The following is a 17,401-nucleotide window of genomic DNA, read 5'->3' as shown; positions in this document are numbered from 1 at the left end:
TATGCTGCACGTGCGGCATTTTTAATTCAGCGGTTGAAAAATGTCTGGTGTGCTGACCCAAATCCCATCCCATGATCCCGCCGAGGGCTGCGGCCCACTGTTGGCCGGTGGTCGCGATGGGGGAACGTCACTGCGTCAGGACGCCTTTGAATATGTGCGTGGTCGCGGTCAGGCGGCCCGAACGGACATCACCAAAGCCCTCAACATCAGTCCGGGGTCGGCCACCACACTGACCGCCGATCTGATTGCCTCGGGCCTGCTGGAAGAGGTCGAAAGCACCCCGCGCGAATCTGGGCGCGGTCGGCCCCGCGTGGCGCTTAAGGTCGTGCCGGATGCGGGGTTTGTGATTGGCATCAAACTGGCCTTCAAACGCCACACCGCTGTGATGATCGACTTTGCGGGTAACCTGATTGCGGATGCGGACCTGACGTCCCACGAAACCCGCCGCCCCGTGGACCAGTTGATGAACGAGACAGAGGCGTTGATCCGCAAGCTCCTGGCCATCAGCGGCAAATCGGAAGACGATATTCTTGCGGTGGGCATCGGATTGCCCGGCATCGTCGATCACGGATCAGGCAGCGTGGTCTGGTCGTCCTTGCTGTCCACCAGCGATGAAAACCTGTCGCAAGCCTTTACGGAACGGTTCAACATACCGATGGTTTTGGACAACGATGCCAATATGCTGACCTTGGCGGAGCTGTGGTTCGGCCAAGGGCGCACCATGTCGAACTTCGCCGTGGTAACGATCGAAAGCGGAGTGGGCATGGGGTTGGTGTTCAACAACACCCTGTACCGCGGCGCCCACGGGATGGGTCTGGAACTGGGCCATACCAAAGTGCAACTGGACGGTGCTTTGTGTCGGTGCGGCCAGCGCGGTTGCCTTGAGGCCTATCTTGCGGATTACGCCCTCAGCCGCGAAGCTGCCACGGCGCTTGATCCGGACATGGCGGTCACAAATCGCCCCGCAGACATGCTTGAGATGCTGTTTCAGCAAGCCAAATCCGGCCACACCGCCGCAGAGACGATTTTCCGCCGTGCGGGGCGCTACCTGTCCTTGGGCCTGTCTAATGTCGTGCAGCTTTTCGATCCGGCGCTGATCATTCTGTCGGGCGAGCGGATGCAGTACGACTACCTTTATGCGGAAACGGTGATGGATGAGATGCAAAAACTCACTCTCAACGAAGGTCGCAAACCCTGCAAAGTGGCGATCCATGCATGGGGGGATCTGGTCTGGGCCCGTGGTGCAGGTGCGCTTGCTTTGTCCCATGTGACCGACACCCTTATCGGGGGAGAGGCACGCAGCACATGATCCGCGCGGCCTGCCTTTGTCTGTTGGCGGCACCCTTGGCCGCCGATCCCCTGTTTGAGGATCATTCCGCCGCCCTGCCCCATCACGTCTATGACGGAGACTGGACACATTTTGTGGGCGGCGGCATCGCGGTCTTTGACTGCAACAACGACAGCTTGCCCGACATTTTTGCGGCGGGCGGCAGCACACCCGCAAAGCTAATCCTCAATCGTGGTGGTTTCACGTTTGAAGACGCAGGTCTGCCCGCACTCACAGCCGTCACAGGGGCCTACCCGATCAACATGGACGGCGACGCCTATACAGACCTTTACGTGCTGCGGGCCGGTGCAAATATTGCGCTGAAGGGCGGACCTGATTGCACCTTTACCGATGCGACCGCCCAGTGGGGCCTGCCGCAAAATGACCGTTGGTCGACTGCCTTCACCGCATGGTGGGAGGGCAACCGCCCGACCTTGGCCATAGGCAACTACGTCGACCGTGACGACCCAATGGGCCCGTTCGAGGCGTGCGATGACAACGAACTGCTCACGCCAACTGCGGATGGATATACCGGCACCGACCTGACCCCCGGCTTTTGCCCTCTGTCGATCCTTGCTGCCCTTGATGCCCGTGGCCGCCCGACCCTGCGGCTATCTAACGACCGGCACTACTATGTCAGCGGTGGATACGAACAGATGTGGGACATCACCGAACGGCGCTTTCTTGGGCCGGACGATGGTTGGCAAAATGTCTCCCTCTGGGGGATGGGCATCGCATCCCGTGATCTGAACGGCGATGGGCGGGATGAGGTCATGCTGACCTCAATGGGGGATCAGTTGCTGCAACTGGCCCAACCGGACGGCACCTATCAGGCCGCCCCCTATGAGATCGGGTCCTACGCCCAGCGCCCCCACATCGGCGACGAAGGTCGCCCATCGACAGGGTGGCACGCCGAATTTGCCGATGTGGACAATGACGGGCGGGCCGATCTGTTCATTGCCAAAGGCAACGTTGACCAGATGCCCGGCATGGCGACCCGTGATCCCAACAACCTGTTGATGCAAGGCCCAGATGGTCGGTTTGTTGAACATGCCGCAAGCGCCGGCGTCGCCTCAACCGATCGATCGCGCGGGGCGGCTTTGGCGGATTTTGACGGCGACGGGCGGCTTGACCTGATCGTCGCGAACCGCCGCGCTCCGCTTGAGATCTATCGCAATGTCACAGCGGACACGGGCAACTGGCTGGGTATCAGGCTGCGCCAAACGGGCGGGAATGTTAACGCCATCGGTGCCGTGATCCGCATCGGGGCGCAAAGCCAGCAAAACACCATCGGCGGTGGCCACGCGGGCGGACAGCTATTGCCCCGCCATTTCGGATTGGGCGCGCAGACAGATGTCACGATTTCGGTGATCTGGCCCGACGGGACGGAAACGTCACATGACGTCGCAGCCAATCAGACTGTCACCATCGAGAAACCCTAAGGCAACGGCAGCCCGCTGGGCACGGCCTGTGGAATGCCCAATCGTCCGTTGATTGCGGCAGGGTCCGTCAAGCTGTCGAGGAACGCGACGATCTGCGCAATTTCGACGTCAGAAAGGGACACGGGCGGCACCGTGACTGCCTGCGCGATGGCCGCCACTTGGTCCGGATCATCCATCACAGCAAAATCCACCGCGTCAAAATCAGGCCACACCACCTGATCACGATCATACCGCGCAAGGCTCGCAACCGGATCAAGGTGATCGCGCACGAAATCGGTCAAATTGCCATGCGCGCCGGCATGCCCCCATGGCCCGGTCTTCGCGACATTGCGCAAAGATGGCGTGCGAAAGGCATAAAGATCAGCGGGATCGCCGGTCACCCGAAACCGGCCTTCATCACGGTAATGGTTTTCAAAGGTCGCGGATTTACCCGGACCGATCTGCGGCGCACCCATGGCGTAAAACTGATAATCCGTCTGGAACGGCCCCGAGTGACAGGACGAACAGCCCGCGTCGCCATAAAATAGATCAAGCCCTGCCAGCGCATCACCCGTCAAAAGATCGCCCCTTAGGTGCCCATCAAAGGGGGAGGTATCAGACCGCCACTCCCATGCCATAAAGACTGCCAGCGCGTTCGAGATATCGGTAAACGCGATATCATCCGGTTCGTTGATATGCGGATAGACAGCTTCAAACCGCGCGGCATAGTCCGGCACAGCTGCCACGCGGCGCGACAACAAATCCCACGCGCCACCCGCCCCGCCGATCCGCCCCTGACGCACGGCCAGCGCGATGTCGTTTTCTCGAAACGACCCGGCCATCTCATCACGACTAAGAACGGGAAACATCGTTTGCGCGGACAAAACCGAGGCAAAGCCATTGGCCATATCTGCGTCCATTGGCGTCCGCAGCCCGCTGGGATGGGTCGCATCAGCCTCCAAGCGGCCATCGTGAAACATCACCGTAAATTCCTTTGCGCCAAGGTTGAACAAGGCTGGTGCGTTGCGCGGGATACGTTCTTCGGGCGGATTGTCCGGATCAACACGCCGGTCTGGCCCAAGGCCAATCCCGCCATCCCCGATGGACAGCGACACGCCATCGGCGGTGGCAAAATCAGGGTGATGACACGTGGCGCAAGACACGGTGCGATTGCCCGACAGGATCGCATCATAGAACAGCAGTTGCCCCAGCTCCGCCTCGGCCAGATCGACAGGCGCATAGATGTCATCGGTTACGGGCGCGGGGAGATTTTGCGCCACGCCCCCACCGGCGATCCCGCACAGCAAAATACCCAAAATGGTCTTCATGTCATCCTCCCAAGGCTGCCCAAAAGATGAAACGGCCAAGGGCTTATTGCAATGAAACAGGCAGGTTTATAGGCCGTCCGCATGCAGGCGATGCATAACCGCCACCATTCCGTCCAGTTCTGTCTTAGCATAGATGTTGCGCAGGTGCGTTCGGACCGTTGGCATCGACACATCCAACCGCGCAGCCATGTCTTTTGCGGACAAACCATCTCTCAGAAGGTGGCAAATCTGCTTTTCGGACGGGGTCAACGCATAAGGATTTCGGGGGCTTAGGATGGCAACGTGGGTTCCCTCTTCGCCCACGATTTCACTCACAAGCCCCTTTCGCCGCGCGTTCCAGATCTGCGGCAGCTCCGCCGCCAAGGCAGGAAGCCAACCAGAGGTGCCGCAGGTCAGCATCAATAAATCGGTGTGGGCGTAGCCCTCCTCAAGCACGATGCCCCATTGCGTGCCACGGCTTGACGTGACCTCAGTCAATTTGCCTGCCGGATGATGGCCGATCGCACGTGCGGCGTCTTCATCAACAGCGGCCTCATCAAGTGCCGCAATAACACGAACCGCAGACACCCGATGATCAAGGCGCAGGAAACTGGCCTCGCGCGCGGAACACAGAAGGGCAACCTCAGCCACAGCGCGGTCCATATCCCCGCGTGCAGACAATGCCCAAATGAGAGAACTGATAAACCGAATCAAATGCTCCGCGCCCGGGGATGTCTGTTCAAATGTCTCCATTTTCCCTTCTCACGATTCCGAAATTCTTAAGACACGCGTCATATTTCGACCCTCGGCGCGGACGATTTCTTTGTGTTTACCCTGATACGCGCACCGGAATGGAGGTATTTTTGAGAAATTTCACCCGAGAATTAATTTTTTGTGACGGTGAAACTTTTTTGGCGCCGCGACGTCCCGTTGCCGAAAATCCTCGAAAAAGGCGGCGGCCTGACGGGATTACGCCAAGAAAATCACCGTTTAATGGCAACTTTGGGGCAGCACGACTTTTGACGGCTTTCCGGCGACAAGCCTCATCCAAATGGATGATGCGTCGCGTCGGGGCATTCCGCACCCTTAGGACACACAGCAAGGTTCACACCGAACTTTGAAGCACGACTTAAACAACTACGGAGAACGACAATGACACACTACCTCATGGCAAAATGGATGACATTTCGCGCAGACGAAGATGGCGCAACTCTGGTCGAGTACGGGATCGCGCTGGGCCTTGCAATCACTCTGGGCGCCGGCGCGCTTGTGACATTGGCCGGCGACGTTGGCGGGTCCATGACCGCTGCTGGATCTGCCCTGCCATCCTAAGGTTTCGGCAGTCTCGCCCCCAAACAAATTGACGCTCCCGTAGACCTCAAACCTGCGGGGGCGGCCCCAACTTCCCCGAAAATACCCAACCGGAAAGCCAGCAATGCGCCTCAAACCCATCCTTTTCTCGTTGACCGGACTGATCTTTGCGATCGGGTCGATTTACGTGGCCGAAGGTCTGTTGAATGCGCAACCGGCGACGGCCTCCGATGCGGAGGCATCAAACAGCATCACGTTGCTCGCAGCGGCGACGGATATACCCTTTGGCGACCCCATCAGCCGCGATCAATTGGTGCCACAAACCTGGCCCAAAGACCTCGCCCCAGAAGGGGCGTTTGACGGCACAACAGCGCTTCTGGGCGCAGATGGCACCCCACCGCGCAGGGCCACGCAAACAATCATGGCAGGCGATCTAATCCTCGCCAGCACCGTGTCCGATTTCGGCGCAACGGTCAGCATCGGACGGTCGCTAAATCCCGGAACACGGGCGGTGGCCATCCGTGTTGATGAAACCACTGCCGTTGGTGGCTTCGTCACCCCCGGCGACCGCATCGATATTGTCCTCACCCAAGGGAGCGGCAGCACCCTGCGTACGGGCACAATTTTACAAGACATCCGTGTTCTGGCCGCTGACACTTCTGCCGACGACAGCCGCGCCCGTGCCACCCGAACCGTCACTGTTGAAGTCGGCCAAAGGGACAGCCAGAAGCTGGTGCTGGCCCAGCAAGTCGGCATGTTGAGCCTGACGTTGCGCAATGATGACATTCAACTGTCCGACGAAGACCTGTCCGAAATCACTCTCGACGATATTTGGGGTGAAACAGAAGAAATCATAGCGGCACCTGCGCCGGTGGCGGTCCCAGCACCTGCCCTCACAACCGTGCGCGTGCGTCGCGGCACACAGTCACAAGACGTGGTACACGACCAATGAAAATGCAGAAGAAACTCTCTGATTTCCGTGGCAACGAAGACGGATCAATCCTCGCGCTTTTCGCGGTCATGATGGCCATCTTCTTTGGCGTCCTCGCATTGAGTTTTGATTTTGGGCGCGCTGCATCCACCCAATCGGAAATGCAATCATTCGCAGATAATGTGGCCCTCGCCGCCGCCGGAGAACTGGACAGGTCGCCCACCGCCATCGCGCGCGCAACCGAGGCCGCCCAATTTCTGATCACCGACAGCCAGTCCTTTGGCGATGGCGCGTCCACACTAAATGGAGGTGACTTTACGCTGACGTTTTACAGCACGCGCCCCGATGCCACGACACCACCCACAAACGATCCGACCGAAGCACGATTTGTCACCATCGACGTGACGCCGCGTGATGTCTCCCCCATCTTCGGAGCAGCCTTTGCGGCACTTAGCGGAACGGACACAGACGGCGCGGCCACTGTGGCGGCCCGCGCCACTGCAGGATTTGAAAGACAGGCGTGCGATATCACCCCATTGATGATCTGCGCGCCGGCCGCCGGCATCAATGTCGACGCCAGCATCGGCACCTCAATGACGCTGGACGTCAGCGTATCGACCGGAACCCTTGTTCCAGGGGTCGTAGCCATGTTGCAGCCCGTCAATGAAGTTGTCCCCGCAGTGGACGCCTTGTGTGACGGGTTGAGCGGCCTCGGACTTGATCTGTGCCAGATTGCCGCCGAAGGACCCCGCGCCAGTTGCTTCCCCGATACGGAGGCTGCGGCGCCGACCAATCTTCTCGATCTTGAAATCGACTCTGCCTTGAACACGCGTTTCGACATCTTCGGCGGGGCAGCTACAGGGTTGGTCAACAATCCCCTTTATCCGGCCGCCCCCAACGTACTGAGCAGCTTTCAACCCAGCAGCGGTCAGTGCATCGCAAATGACCCGCAAGTCTCGACAAGTGTGATGGGCCTTCCGGGCGACGATTGCCAGTCAACCGGAGGATGTCCCTTACTGGGCAACGGCGATTGGTCCGACGGACGGCAAGCCTATATCGACGCCAACTATGGCGGGACAGATCCCCATCCCGACGCAACCACACGATATGATTTCTATCTGGCCGAAATCGAAGCATCAGCCAGTGGCGGCGGGTCATCAAGTGGACTTCTCGCGGGGCTTGGCGGCGGAGGACTGGGCGGTCTTGTGACCGACATTACCGACAGCATCCTGCCGTCTTGTTCCAGCCAGATCAGCGCTGATCCTGCACGCCGCGTCGTTGTAACTGCTTTCGTGGATTGTTCGGGCGGAGGGATCAATGCCAGCGTCGAAACGTTGCCAATCATCGACTATGCTGAAGTCTTCTTGCTGTCGCCTGCCGGGCTGGACCCTGCGGGAACCCTACAAGTGGAAATCCTCGGTGGCTTGTCGTCCGACCCGCAGGACAACGTCACAAACGCCAGAGTCCGATCCCTTGTCCGGCTTTACGACTGATGTCTTTCATATCCCGAATATCGCGCTTCCGCCGCGCAGATGATGGCGCAGCACTGGTCGAATTTGCCTTTGTTTTGCCTCTGATGCTGCTGATTTTTGCGGTGATCATTGAAGGCAGCCGAACCTTTTGGGCCTATCAGACGACGATTGCCGGTGTGCGCGATGCCACGCGGTTCATCGCCCGCGCTGAGGCGTCTGATATCTGCGAAACCGGCGGCGGCCTGACCCAATGGACAGCGCGCGCAGGGTCGATCGTACGCCAATCGCAATCGGGAACCGACCTCTTTCCCAGCACAATTTCAGTCACGTCCGTCATTCCGACGTTGGCGTGTATCAGCGGAAACTACGCCATGGGCACAGTCCCCGTCGCGACCGTCACCGCGCAGCTTGAAATCGATTACCCCTTCGCGGGCGTGTTTAGCTTTTTCGACCTGTCTTTGCCCAAAGTCACGACGGTCATCAGCGACACTGGGCGGATTTTCGGAACATGACCCTTAGGCCCCTCACCTCGCGGTTTCGGCGGTTCCGGCGCGATGAAGACGGCGCGACGCTGGTTGAATTCGGCCTTGTCGCAGCGTTTTTCCTGTTTCTTGCGTTCGGGCTGATTGATTTCGGCCGGCTTGGGTTCTCCTACGTCATGGCGCAAAAGGCGACCGAACGTGCGGTCAGGCTGGCCGTTGTGCAGGCTCCGATTTGTCTGGGCGTTCCAGTGATCAATCAACGTAACCCTCTGTCGAGTGCCAACACCGCCCTGACGGTTGGCATGTCTTGTTCGGCTGATCCAACACTTTGCCAAACCGAAACGACCGTTTCGTGCAGTGCTGACCACACCCAGACCGGCCTTGAAATATACAACCAGATCCGCACCTTGCTGCCCACAAACGCCACCGCAGCCAATCTGCGGTTCAGCTACGCCTTCGACCCTGATCTAGGGTTTTTGGGCGGACCCTACACGCCCGTCGTCACCGCCGAACTTGAAGAGTTGAATTTCGAATTCGTAACCCCGATCGGCGCCTTAGCGACAGTGATCGGCGCAAATTCCAGCACCACCATTGGCGAAGAATTCGCTTTCCCCAGCATGAGCAATTCCCTCCCTGCTGAGGCCCTTTTTGATGGAGAATCCTCATGACCCTTCCGCATCCAGCACCCAGTGCCCCCCCACGACAGGCTGCGGAACCGCAGCAAACACGAACGCTTGTCGTGTCCGATGTGCCGGGTACGGCAGAACAGGTGGCCAAGGCTTTGGCGCAAGATGCGTCTTTGACCGTTGGCCATCGTGAAACCTCGTTGGCGGACTTGGCGCGTGTGCCATCGGTGGACATCGCAGCAACCGATCTGATCATTTTTGATATCCGTGTTGGGGCAAATGACGATCTGGAGGCACTGCAAACCCTTCGAGACATGGGTCATAGCGGGCTCAAATTTCTGGGCGTTACGGCGCAGACAGTGACCCTTGCCACAGCACGTGCTTTGATGGACGCGGGCGTGGACGAGGTCATACCCATGACGTCGATTGCACCGGTACCTGCCCAGTCAGAAGACGTCGAGCAGCCCCAAGAGCACTCTGCCCAGCGACATGGTGGTGATCTGCACAATGGTCTGATCATCGCGATGTGTTCTGCGCGCGGGGGTGTTGGGGCAACCACGACGGTCCTCAATCTTGCGACGCAATTGGCCCACCCTCAGAAAAACGACGCACATGGGAAAGCGCCGCGCGTCGCAGTGATCGATCTTGATATCCAGAACGGTGTACTGGGCGCTTCGCTTGATCTGCACGACGAGGGCGACGTCATGGATTGGCTTCAGTCAGAGGTGGCACCGAGAGAGGATTTTATTCCCAGGACGATGAAAACCTTTGACGCAGGGGGCTTTGATGTCATGCCCGCGCCGCTGGCGTTTGCGCCCTTGGACATCTTGCATTCCGATATGCTTGCCGCACTGCTTGATGACCTGCGGCTCGCTTATGACTATGTGATTCTGGATTTGCCCCGCGCCGTTTGTGAATGGATCGACGCGGTCCTCATCCGCGCTGACCGCTTCATTATTCTGACCGATCATTCCGTTCACACTTTGCGTCAAACACGCCGTCTGATTGAAACGTTTTCCGACGAACACCCCAGCCTTCCCATTGAGGTCGCGGTGTCCAAGGATGCAAAAACCAACAACACGGCGGCTGCCCTGAAAGAAGCCGAAACCTTTCTGGATCGGAAAATTTTCCATTGGATTCCGCGCGATGACAAATCCGCCAGACGGGCGGCGGATGCAGGTGTGCCCATTCTGGTCCACAGACCAAGATCACCAATCGCCAGGGCATTGACCCCTATCGTCACCACACTGACGGAGGCACAGTCTTCGAGCACACGGCGGAGGGCATAACCATGGCCGTGTTTAAGAATTTTTCGTCGACGCGTGCACAGACAACGGATGCGCCTGTCACCACAGCTCCATCCGCGAGCCCCACAACCCAGCGACGTCAGTCGCAGATCAAATCGATATTGCCCCAACGCGGGTCCGCACGGACGGCCCCCCCCACAGCAGATCGGATTGCCCCTTCGGCGACGACAACCTCTTGGTTTCAACTCAAACAGAAGATGCACGAAAACCTTCTGGAGCAGATGAACCTGTCCATCATCGATCAGGTCGACACGTCCGAGTTGCGCCGTGAGGTGAACGCGATCGTCCTTCAAAACCTTGAAGATGACGACATCTCCCTCGGTTCTGAGACATTCAACAAGCTGATCAACGAGCTTATGGATGAGGTCTTGGGCCTTGGCCCTCTTGAACCGCTCCTGGCAGATCCCTCCATTTCCGACATCTTGGTTAACGGTGCCGATCATGTCTTCGTCGAACGCAAAGGTCTGCTGGAACGCATCGCGAGCGGCTTTCACGACGAAAAGCACCTGTTGCGGATCATCGACAAGATCGTCAGCCGCGTCGGTCGGCGTATCGACGAAAGCCAGCCTTGGGTCGACGCGCGCATGCCCGACGGCAGTCGCGTCAATGCGATTGTCCGGCCCTGCGCCATTGACGGCCCCTCCCTCTCGATCCGGAAATTTTCGGCCGACAAGCTGACGATGGACAAACTGGTGACCTTCGGCGCGCTGTCGGAAGAAGCCGCAATTTTTCTTGCGGCGGCGGTTAAGGCACGTCTCAATATCTTAATCTCAGGCGGGACAGGGTCGGGCAAGACCACGATGCTCAATGCGCTCTCCAGCCACATTGATCGCAATCAACGCATTGTCACCATTGAAGACGCCGCCGAGTTGCAATTGCAGCAAGACCACGTTGTGCGTCTCGAAACACGTCCCGCAAATGCCGAAGGCAGAGGAGAAATCAGCCAAAGACTGCTGGTCCGAAACGCCCTTCGCATGCGCCCCGATCGCATTGTGATCGGCGAATGTCGCGGATCGGAGGCCTTTGATATGCTTCAGGCCATGAACACCGGCCATGACGGATCGATGACCACCATCCACGCCAATACGGCGCGCGACGCGCTGAGCCGCCTTGAACAGATGGTCATCATGATGGGGTCTGAACTGCCAATGTCAGCCGTGCGCAGCCAGATTGGCGCGGGCATTCATCTTGTCATACAACTCAACCGATTGGCCGACGGCAGCCGAAAAATCACCTCGATCTCCGAAGTCACCGGTTTGGAAGGCGAGGCGGTTCTGATGCAGGATATTTTCACCTTCAAACGCATCGGCATCGGAGAAGACGGCAAGGTCCTCGGCCATTTTGGGCCCACGGGCGTGCGCCCGCAAACGGGCGATGTTTTGGCCGCAGCAGGGTACGCATTGCCAGCCGAAGTCTTTCGCGATCCGGAGGCTGCAACCTGATGACCATGGAACCGCGCTACATCCTCTACTTTGCAATTCTCGTTAGTGTCGTGCTGTTTTTTGAAGGCATCCGTCAGATGTTTTTTGACGAAAACGCCAACGATCCCAAAACGCAACGCTTGCGGGCACTTTCTGGCGGAGATCAGGTTGAAACGGCCATGGCGCAATTGCGTCGCAAAGTGGATCGGCCAGCCTGGACCCGCATCCCGATCTTGGGACAATTGCCAGGTCGCATGGCGCAAGCGGGCCTGACCATCAGCCCCAAACGGGTCTTTGTTATGTCCGGTCTTGCGATGGGTGTAACTTTATTTTTGGGCAGTCCTTTTGTCGGAATTCCGGTTGCCGCCCTCGCTGCGGTCTTCGTGGGGTTCGTGGCGCCTGTGGGCTATATCAATATCGTGCGCAATCGCCGCGTCGATGCGTTTTCTCGGCAATTGCCGGATGCCCTTGATCAGATGAAACGCGGCCTGTCCGTGGGCCATCCAGTCAACACCACAATCCGCGCCGTGGCGTCCAACATGCCCGATCCGGTTGCAACCGAATTTCAGCGCATGGCTGATCAAGTGGTATATGGCGACAGTCTGCCGGACGCGATCGAAGATATGGCCCGCCGGATGGATATTGAGGACACCTACTATCTGGCTGCATCCATCCGTATTCAGCACGGGACAGGGGGCAATTTGGCGGCCATGTTGGCCACATTGTCGACCGTGATCCGCAACCGGTTTGCCATGCGCCGCCGGATCAAAGCTGTCAGTTCCGAAGGTCGTATTTCCGCCATCCTGCTATCAGCGCTGCCGTTTGTGATGTATGTCGGCACGCTGCTGACGGCCCCCGATTACTATACGTCAGTGCAGGACGATCCGTTGTTCTACCCGATGTGTGCCGCCATCCTTTTCTTCGTGATCGGCAACGGGTTGATCCTGCGCCGCCTCGTCAATTTTAAATATTGAGGATGGCAATGGATACGCTTTTCAACCTTTTGCCTGACCTGTCCCCCTTCACGTTGCTGTTGTTGGCAGTGGCTGGGGTATTCATCGGGGCTGCGGCGCATTTTACCTTTTCCGGCCCGGGTGTAGCTGCTGAACGACTGGCCAAATTAACTAAGACGTACGGCGATCCTGGACGCCGGATTGATCTACGCACGGCGCGCGATCACACGCCCGAAGGGCTGTTCAAAGCATTGTTGCCCGATACGAAAACCGAAAGAACGCAGGTTCAACTGCAACTGCGACGGGCGGGGTTTGATAGCCCCAACGCCATGCGCAATTTCTTCCTGATCCGCTTTTTGGCAGCGGTGGCGGGGCCCCTGATTGTCATGTCCATGTACGGATTGCACCAAGCGGCGGCGCTGCCGGAACCGTTTGCGTCATACTTTCAGGGGATGTCCCCGCTTGGGGCTGCGCAACTGGCGGCGATCACAGTTGCCGTTTGTTTCTACACCCCGACAATCTGGCTCAACCGTCGGGTAAAGGCACGCAAAACCCAGATCGAGCAAGGCTTTCCCAACGCGTTGGATCTGCTGCAAATCTCGACCGAGGCGGGAATGGGATTTGACACATCTATGACCCGCGTCGGCCAAGTCTTGTCCGAGGTGTGCCCACCGATTTCAGAAGAATTTTTGATGTGTCAGGCAGAAATTCTTGCTGGGCGCGACCGAAAGGATGCCTTGTATGACATGGCCGAACGCACCGGCGTGGAAGAAGCCATGTCTTTCGCCCAACTCATCAGCCAATCGATGGATTTTGGGACCTCAATCTCATCGGCGTTGAATGCCTACGCCAAAGAAATGCGGGAAACACGGGAAATGAAAGCCGTGGAACAGGCCAATAAGTTGCCGGTCAAAATGTCAGGCGTCATGGCCAGCATGATGTTGCCAGCCTTATTTCTGATCACCTTGGGCCCCACAATCTTGCGGTATATGCAAGTTTTCGGTGATTGAAGCGCACTGACCTTCGACTATGACAGCAGGTTTTTCCGAAACCGAAAACAGAATTTGGAAAACGCGATTGCAACCGGTTGCAAAATCGTTATCGTCGGTGGTTGAAACATGTGGGCGGCGCTTGACCGCCCACACCCAGGGAGGAGACGCGCCCATGACGGACGCAACCGTGCGGCTGACCACAGCGCAGGCGATCATTCGCTATTTGAACAACCAGTTCATCGAAATTGATGGCGCAGAATATCGGGTTTGCGGCGGCGGCTTCGGCATTTTCGGGCACGGCAATGTCACCTGTCTGGGGGAGGCGCTTTACGGTGTCCAAGATACGCTGCCGTTGTATCGTGGTCAAAACGAGCAAGGCATGGGCTTTGCCGCTGCGGCCTATGCCAAACAATGGTTGCGGCAGCGGTTTATGTTTTGCACGGCTTCCGCCGGGCCGGGCACGGCGAACCTGCTGACATCGGCTGCATTGGCGCATGCGAACCGCTTGCCCCTGTTGATGCTCTGCGGGGATGCGTTTCTGACCCGCCTGCCCGATCCGGTGCTGCAACAGCTGGAACATTTCGGCAATCCGACCTTGGGTGTGAACGATGCTTTCAAGGCGGTGTCGCGCTATTGGGATCGGATCACGCACCCCGCGCAGATCATCCAATCTTTGCCAGCCGCGCTTGCCACGATGCTGGACCCTGCCGATTGTGGCCCTGCCTTCATCGGCTTGCCACAGGATGTGCAGGGCTGGGCCCATGACTATCCCGAAACGTTCTTCGAAAAACGCGTCCATCGCATCCGCAAACAAGCCCCCGATATGGAAGAGGTCGTTGATGCCTTCGCGCTGCTGCAAACAGCAAAACGCCCGATGATCATCGCTGGCGGCGGCGTGCAGTATTCTGGTGCCGTGGCTGAACTGACGGCCTTTGCCGAAGACAGCGGCATTCCCGTGGTCGAAACCATCGCAGGCCGCGCGAATATGAAATCAGACCATCCGTTAAACTGCGGCCCCTTGGGCGTCACCGGATCAGACAGCGCCAATGCCATCGCGGAACAGGCCGATGTGATCTTGGCTGTGGGCACTCGGTTGCAGGATTTCACAACCGGCAGCTGGACAGCTTTTGCCAAGGACGCCAAGATCATCGGCATCAACGTGGGCCGTCACGATGCCATGAAACACATGTCCCTGCCCGTCATAGGTGACGCCGCGATTTGCTTGGCCTCACTGGCTGGCGAATACAAAGCCCCCGCCGGCTGGACAGCGTTTGCCCAGAACGAACGCACAAAATGGGACGCTTACGTGGCCGAGAACGTCAAACCCGGCAACCGCCCCAACAGCTATGCCCAAGCCATCGGTGTCGTGAACAATCTGTGCGACCCGCGCGACCGGATCGTGGCTGCTGCCGGTGGTCTTCCTGCCGAAGTCACTGCAAACTGGCGGACGCTGGACATCGGCACTGTGGATGTGGAATTCGGCTTTTCCTGCATGGGCTATGAAATCGCTGGTGGTTGGGGGGCGCGGATCGCGCAGGCCGAACGGGAACCGGATCAGGACACCATCGTCTTCACGGGCGACGGGTCCTACCTGCTGATGAATTCAGACATCTATTCTTCTGTTTTGACCGACAAAAAGCTGATCATCCTCGTGCTGGACAACGGCGGCTTTGCCGTCATCAACAAGCTGCAAAACAACACCGGCAACGAAAGCTTCAACAACCTGATCGCGGACACGCCCACGGCGACCCGTCAGATCGGCTTTGATTTTGAGGCCCACACCGCCGCCATGGGCGCCAATGCCGAAACCGTGTCGAACCCAGCCGAACTGGCTGAGGCGTTCAAACGCGCCAAAGCCGCCGACAAAACATCCGTCATTGTGATGAACGTCGACGCCTATGAGGGATGGACCGCACAGGGCCACACATGGTGGGAGGTCGGAACCCCCGAAGTGTCAGACAGCGCCCGCATTCGCGACGCCCACGCAGATCAGGAAGCCACCCGCAGCAAACAAAGGCATGGCGTCTGATGAAAACCTTTACCGCAGACACGTATGATCCCGTTGAAATCGTTGAAGAACTCCTTGATGGGGCGGGCGCTGTACGCTTCACGGGCCTGTTTTCCGACGATCAGATCGCGCAGGCGCGGGCGATCATCATGGATCATTCCAACGCTGAGGCAGAGAAGGTCACGCACTTTCAAGGCGCCGCCGCGCAGGATGGTAAGATCAACCTGCAGCGCCGTGTCTGGAACTTGCTGGCCAAGGGCGATGTTTTTGCCGACATGGCTACACATCCGGTTTTGCTGGACTGTCTCAGGGCGTTTCTGGGCACCGATATGGTCATGGGATCCATCGCGGCCAATCGCATCCTGCCCGGTGGACCGGGCCAAGAACCCCATGTGGACTACCCCTATTGGGACATGCATGACCTGCCGTCCCACCCCGCGCGCCTCAATGCGTCCTACCCCGTGAACGCCCAAGTGACGATCATGCTCGATCCTTTCACCGAACAAAGCGGCGCGACCGCATTTATGCCCGGCACCCAAAAGGACCTGCGCTATCCGACCGAAGCGGACAACTTCTTTGACACCTGCGACCGGATGCTGGGCAATCCCGGTGACACAGTGTTGTTCTTTGGCGCCGCGTGGCACTGTGCGATGCCCAACACCGCAGACCATGACCGCAATGCGGTTTTGTCGAACTACGTGCCGAAATGGGTCAAACCCCTCGAAGATTTGCCCGCAGGCCTCAGCCAAGATTTCAAAGACTCCGCCAGTGCGGAGCTTCGCCAAATCATCGGCCTCAACCACCCATATCCTGAGGTTCTGGACAAAGCCGATGCGATGAACGCCGAGGGGCGGACATGACGGCATTAGACGGGATCAAAGGTGGTAAATTTATCGTGGTAGGCCGCGTCGGCATGGACCTGAGCCCCACAGACCGCGCCCAGACGGAACATGCCACGGATATGTTTGTGGCCATGGGCGGGTCGTCCGCCAATATCGCGGCAGGACTGGTGAAACTTGGGCTGAACGCGGACCTTGTGACCTGTGTCAGCGATGATGCTGTCGGGCGCTACTGCCTCAACCAGTTGGATGCCTACGGCGTGGGCCGCGCCCATGTGCGCACCATCCAAGGCGAAGAACGTACGTCCTTGGCCGTCTACGAAACGCGGGTCGAGGATCATCAGTCGGTCATCTACCGCAATAATGCCGCCGATTTCCAGATGTCGGTCGAGGACGTTGAGGCCGTGGATTACACCCAATTCACCGCCCTCATCACCGCCGGCACTGTCTTTGCCTCCGACCCCAGCCGCACGGCGGCCTTTCGGGCGTTTGATTTGGCGAAGAAGGCCGGTCTTCCGATCATCTTTGACGTGGATTACCGCCCCTATTCGTGGCCCAGCGCTGAGGTCGCAGCAGACGTTCTGTCCCGCGCGGGCGCACTGTCGGATGTCATCGTGGGCAACGACGAAGAATTCGGCTTCATGGCGGGCGGCATGGACAAGGGCCGCGCGAAAGCACGCGAATTGTCCCAGACCAGCGCCGCGATTGTCGTCTACAAAATGGGCCAACATGGCGCGGTCACCTATACTGCAACCGATGAAATCCCCACCGGCATCTACCCCGCCGAGGCCGTCAAACCCACCGGGGCAGGCGACAGTTTCATGGCCGGTTTCATGGCCGCCCTCGCCGAAAACCGCGACCTCAAAACCGCCATTCTGCGCGGGTCGGCCTGTGCCTCGATTGTCGTGGCCAAACCCGGCTGCGCTCCGGCCATGCCCGACACCGCCCAGCTTGACGCATTTCTCACAGATCACCCCGGCCCCACCGCCGGCCCCACGCAATAG

The 17,401-nt window shown here is 58.6% G+C and carries 16 protein-coding genes; 14 read left to right on the top strand and 2 right to left on the bottom strand.

Features of this window, described 5'->3' with window-relative positions:
- Positions 1-40: 40 nt before the first annotated feature.
- The gene (locus ACTG36_RS05290) at positions 41-1,309 is read left to right on the top strand and encodes an ROK family protein (RefSeq protein WP_375279741.1); all 1,269 of its coding nucleotides are present in this window, start codon (positions 41-43) and stop codon (positions 1,307-1,309) included.
- The gene (locus ACTG36_RS05285) at positions 1,306-2,769 is read left to right on the top strand and encodes a CRTAC1 family protein (protein ID WP_375279740.1); all 1,464 of its coding nucleotides are present in this window, start codon (positions 1,306-1,308) and stop codon (positions 2,767-2,769) included. The genes ACTG36_RS05290 and ACTG36_RS05285 overlap by 4 nt, the downstream gene beginning before the upstream one ends.
- On the opposite strand, the gene ACTG36_RS05280 is transcribed toward ACTG36_RS05285, so the two are convergent.
- Entirely contained in the window at positions 2,766-4,076 is a 1,311-nt protein-coding gene (locus ACTG36_RS05280) for a cytochrome-c peroxidase (RefSeq protein ID WP_375279739.1), read from the bottom strand. The genes ACTG36_RS05285 and ACTG36_RS05280 overlap by 4 nt on opposite strands.
- A 66-nt stretch (positions 4,077-4,142) precedes the next feature.
- On the bottom strand, positions 4,143-4,808 hold the full coding sequence (locus ACTG36_RS05275; RefSeq protein WP_439141636.1) for a response regulator transcription factor: 666 nt from the start codon (positions 4,806-4,808) through the stop codon (positions 4,143-4,145).
- A 399-nt stretch (positions 4,809-5,207) separates the two neighbouring features.
- On the opposite strand from ACTG36_RS05275, the gene ACTG36_RS05270 reads away from it, so the two are divergent.
- The 12 genes from ACTG36_RS05270 (at position 5,208) to iolC (ending at position 17,401) form a co-directional block, all read left to right on the top strand.
- Positions 5,208-5,387: a Flp family type IVb pilin gene (locus ACTG36_RS05270; protein WP_375279737.1), complete on the top strand. Its 180-nt coding sequence runs from the start codon at positions 5,208-5,210 to the stop codon at positions 5,385-5,387.
- Between the two features lie 103 nt (positions 5,388-5,490).
- Positions 5,491-6,318, top strand: coding sequence for a Flp pilus assembly protein CpaB (gene cpaB / locus ACTG36_RS05265; protein WP_439141634.1), 828 nt, complete (start codon positions 5,491-5,493; stop codon positions 6,316-6,318).
- A 2-nt stretch (positions 6,319-6,320) separates the two neighbouring features.
- Positions 6,321-7,790, top strand: coding sequence for a TadE/TadG family type IV pilus assembly protein (locus ACTG36_RS05260; protein WP_375279735.1), 1,470 nt, complete (start codon positions 6,321-6,323; stop codon positions 7,788-7,790).
- Positions 7,790-8,281 (top strand): TadE/TadG family type IV pilus assembly protein, encoded by a 492-nt coding sequence (locus tag ACTG36_RS05255; protein WP_375279734.1) that lies wholly within the window; start codon positions 7,790-7,792, stop codon positions 8,279-8,281. The genes ACTG36_RS05260 and ACTG36_RS05255 overlap by 1 nt, the downstream gene beginning before the upstream one ends.
- Positions 8,278-8,919 carry a TadE/TadG family type IV pilus assembly protein gene (locus tag ACTG36_RS05250; RefSeq protein ID WP_375279733.1) on the top strand — a complete coding sequence of 214 codons (642 nt, stop codon included), beginning with the start codon at positions 8,278-8,280 and terminating at the stop codon, positions 8,917-8,919. The genes ACTG36_RS05255 and ACTG36_RS05250 overlap by 4 nt, the downstream gene beginning before the upstream one ends.
- Positions 8,916-10,166 (top strand): AAA family ATPase, encoded by a 1,251-nt coding sequence (locus tag ACTG36_RS05245; protein WP_375279732.1) that lies wholly within the window; start codon positions 8,916-8,918, stop codon positions 10,164-10,166. The genes ACTG36_RS05250 and ACTG36_RS05245 overlap by 4 nt, the downstream gene beginning before the upstream one ends.
- Positions 10,167-10,381: 215 nt before the next feature.
- A complete protein-coding gene (locus tag ACTG36_RS05240) occupies positions 10,382-11,626 on the top strand; it encodes a CpaF family protein (RefSeq protein WP_375279731.1) in 1,245 nt (414 codons plus the stop codon).
- Complete coding sequence (locus tag ACTG36_RS05235) at positions 11,626-12,579, top strand: type II secretion system F family protein (RefSeq protein WP_375279730.1); 954 nt, start codon at positions 11,626-11,628, stop codon at positions 12,577-12,579. Before ACTG36_RS05240 ends, ACTG36_RS05235 begins: the two co-directional genes overlap by 1 nt.
- A gap of 8 nt (positions 12,580-12,587) precedes the next feature.
- Positions 12,588-13,568 (top strand): type II secretion system F family protein, encoded by a 981-nt coding sequence (locus tag ACTG36_RS05230; RefSeq protein WP_439141631.1) that lies wholly within the window; start codon positions 12,588-12,590, stop codon positions 13,566-13,568.
- Between the two features lie 154 nt (positions 13,569-13,722).
- Positions 13,723-15,579: a 3D-(3,5/4)-trihydroxycyclohexane-1,2-dione acylhydrolase (decyclizing) gene (gene iolD, locus ACTG36_RS05225; RefSeq protein WP_439141629.1), complete on the top strand. Its 1,857-nt coding sequence runs from the start codon at positions 13,723-13,725 to the stop codon at positions 15,577-15,579.
- Positions 15,579-16,418 carry a phytanoyl-CoA dioxygenase family protein gene (locus ACTG36_RS05220; RefSeq protein WP_375279727.1) on the top strand — a complete coding sequence of 280 codons (840 nt, stop codon included), beginning with the start codon at positions 15,579-15,581 and terminating at the stop codon, positions 16,416-16,418. The genes iolD and ACTG36_RS05220 overlap by 1 nt, the downstream gene beginning before the upstream one ends.
- Complete coding sequence (gene iolC, locus ACTG36_RS05215; protein ID WP_375279726.1) at positions 16,415-17,401, top strand: 5-dehydro-2-deoxygluconokinase; 987 nt, start codon at positions 16,415-16,417, stop codon at positions 17,399-17,401. Before ACTG36_RS05220 ends, iolC begins: the two co-directional genes overlap by 4 nt.

Source organism: Pseudooctadecabacter sp. (assembly GCF_965657175.1).
Taxonomy (GTDB): domain Bacteria; phylum Pseudomonadota; class Alphaproteobacteria; order Rhodobacterales; family Rhodobacteraceae; genus Octadecabacter.
Note: the sequence above shows the minus strand (reverse complement) of the source record. Positions and strands in the feature narration are given on the sequence as shown.

Excerpts from the sequence above, each read along its gene's own strand:
- ACTG36_RS05290 (WP_375279741.1), top strand. The coding sequence starts at position 41 with ATGTCTGGTGTGCTGACCCAAATCCCATCCCATGATCCCGCCGAGGGC.
- ACTG36_RS05250 (WP_375279733.1), top strand. The coding sequence starts at position 8,278 with ATGACCCTTAGGCCCCTCACCTCGCGGTTTCGGCGGTTCCGGCGCGAT.
- ACTG36_RS05230 (WP_439141631.1), top strand. The coding sequence starts at position 12,588 with ATGGATACGCTTTTCAACCTTTTGCCTGACCTGTCCCCCTTCACGTTG.
- ACTG36_RS05235 (WP_375279730.1), top strand. The coding sequence starts at position 11,626 with ATGACCATGGAACCGCGCTACATCCTCTACTTTGCAATTCTCGTTAGT.
- iolC (WP_375279726.1), top strand. The coding sequence starts at position 16,415 with ATGACGGCATTAGACGGGATCAAAGGTGGTAAATTTATCGTGGTAGGC.
- ACTG36_RS05240 (WP_375279731.1), top strand. The coding sequence starts at position 10,382 with ATGCACGAAAACCTTCTGGAGCAGATGAACCTGTCCATCATCGATCAG.
- ACTG36_RS05220 (WP_375279727.1), top strand. The coding sequence starts at position 15,579 with ATGAAAACCTTTACCGCAGACACGTATGATCCCGTTGAAATCGTTGAA.
- cpaB (WP_439141634.1), top strand. The coding sequence starts at position 5,491 with ATGCGCCTCAAACCCATCCTTTTCTCGTTGACCGGACTGATCTTTGCG.
- ACTG36_RS05255 (WP_375279734.1), top strand. The coding sequence starts at position 7,790 with ATGTCTTTCATATCCCGAATATCGCGCTTCCGCCGCGCAGATGATGGC.
- ACTG36_RS05245 (WP_375279732.1), top strand. The coding sequence starts at position 8,916 with ATGACCCTTCCGCATCCAGCACCCAGTGCCCCCCCACGACAGGCTGCG.
- ACTG36_RS05275 (WP_439141636.1), bottom strand. The coding sequence starts at position 4,808 with ATGGAGACATTTGAACAGACATCCCCGGGCGCGGAGCATTTGATTCGG.
- iolD (WP_439141629.1), top strand. The coding sequence starts at position 13,723 with ATGACGGACGCAACCGTGCGGCTGACCACAGCGCAGGCGATCATTCGC.
- ACTG36_RS05280 (WP_375279739.1), bottom strand. The coding sequence starts at position 4,076 with ATGAAGACCATTTTGGGTATTTTGCTGTGCGGGATCGCCGGTGGGGGC.
- ACTG36_RS05270 (WP_375279737.1), top strand. The coding sequence starts at position 5,208 with ATGACACACTACCTCATGGCAAAATGGATGACATTTCGCGCAGACGAA.
- ACTG36_RS05285 (WP_375279740.1), top strand. The coding sequence starts at position 1,306 with ATGATCCGCGCGGCCTGCCTTTGTCTGTTGGCGGCACCCTTGGCCGCC.
- ACTG36_RS05260 (WP_375279735.1), top strand. The coding sequence starts at position 6,321 with ATGCAGAAGAAACTCTCTGATTTCCGTGGCAACGAAGACGGATCAATC.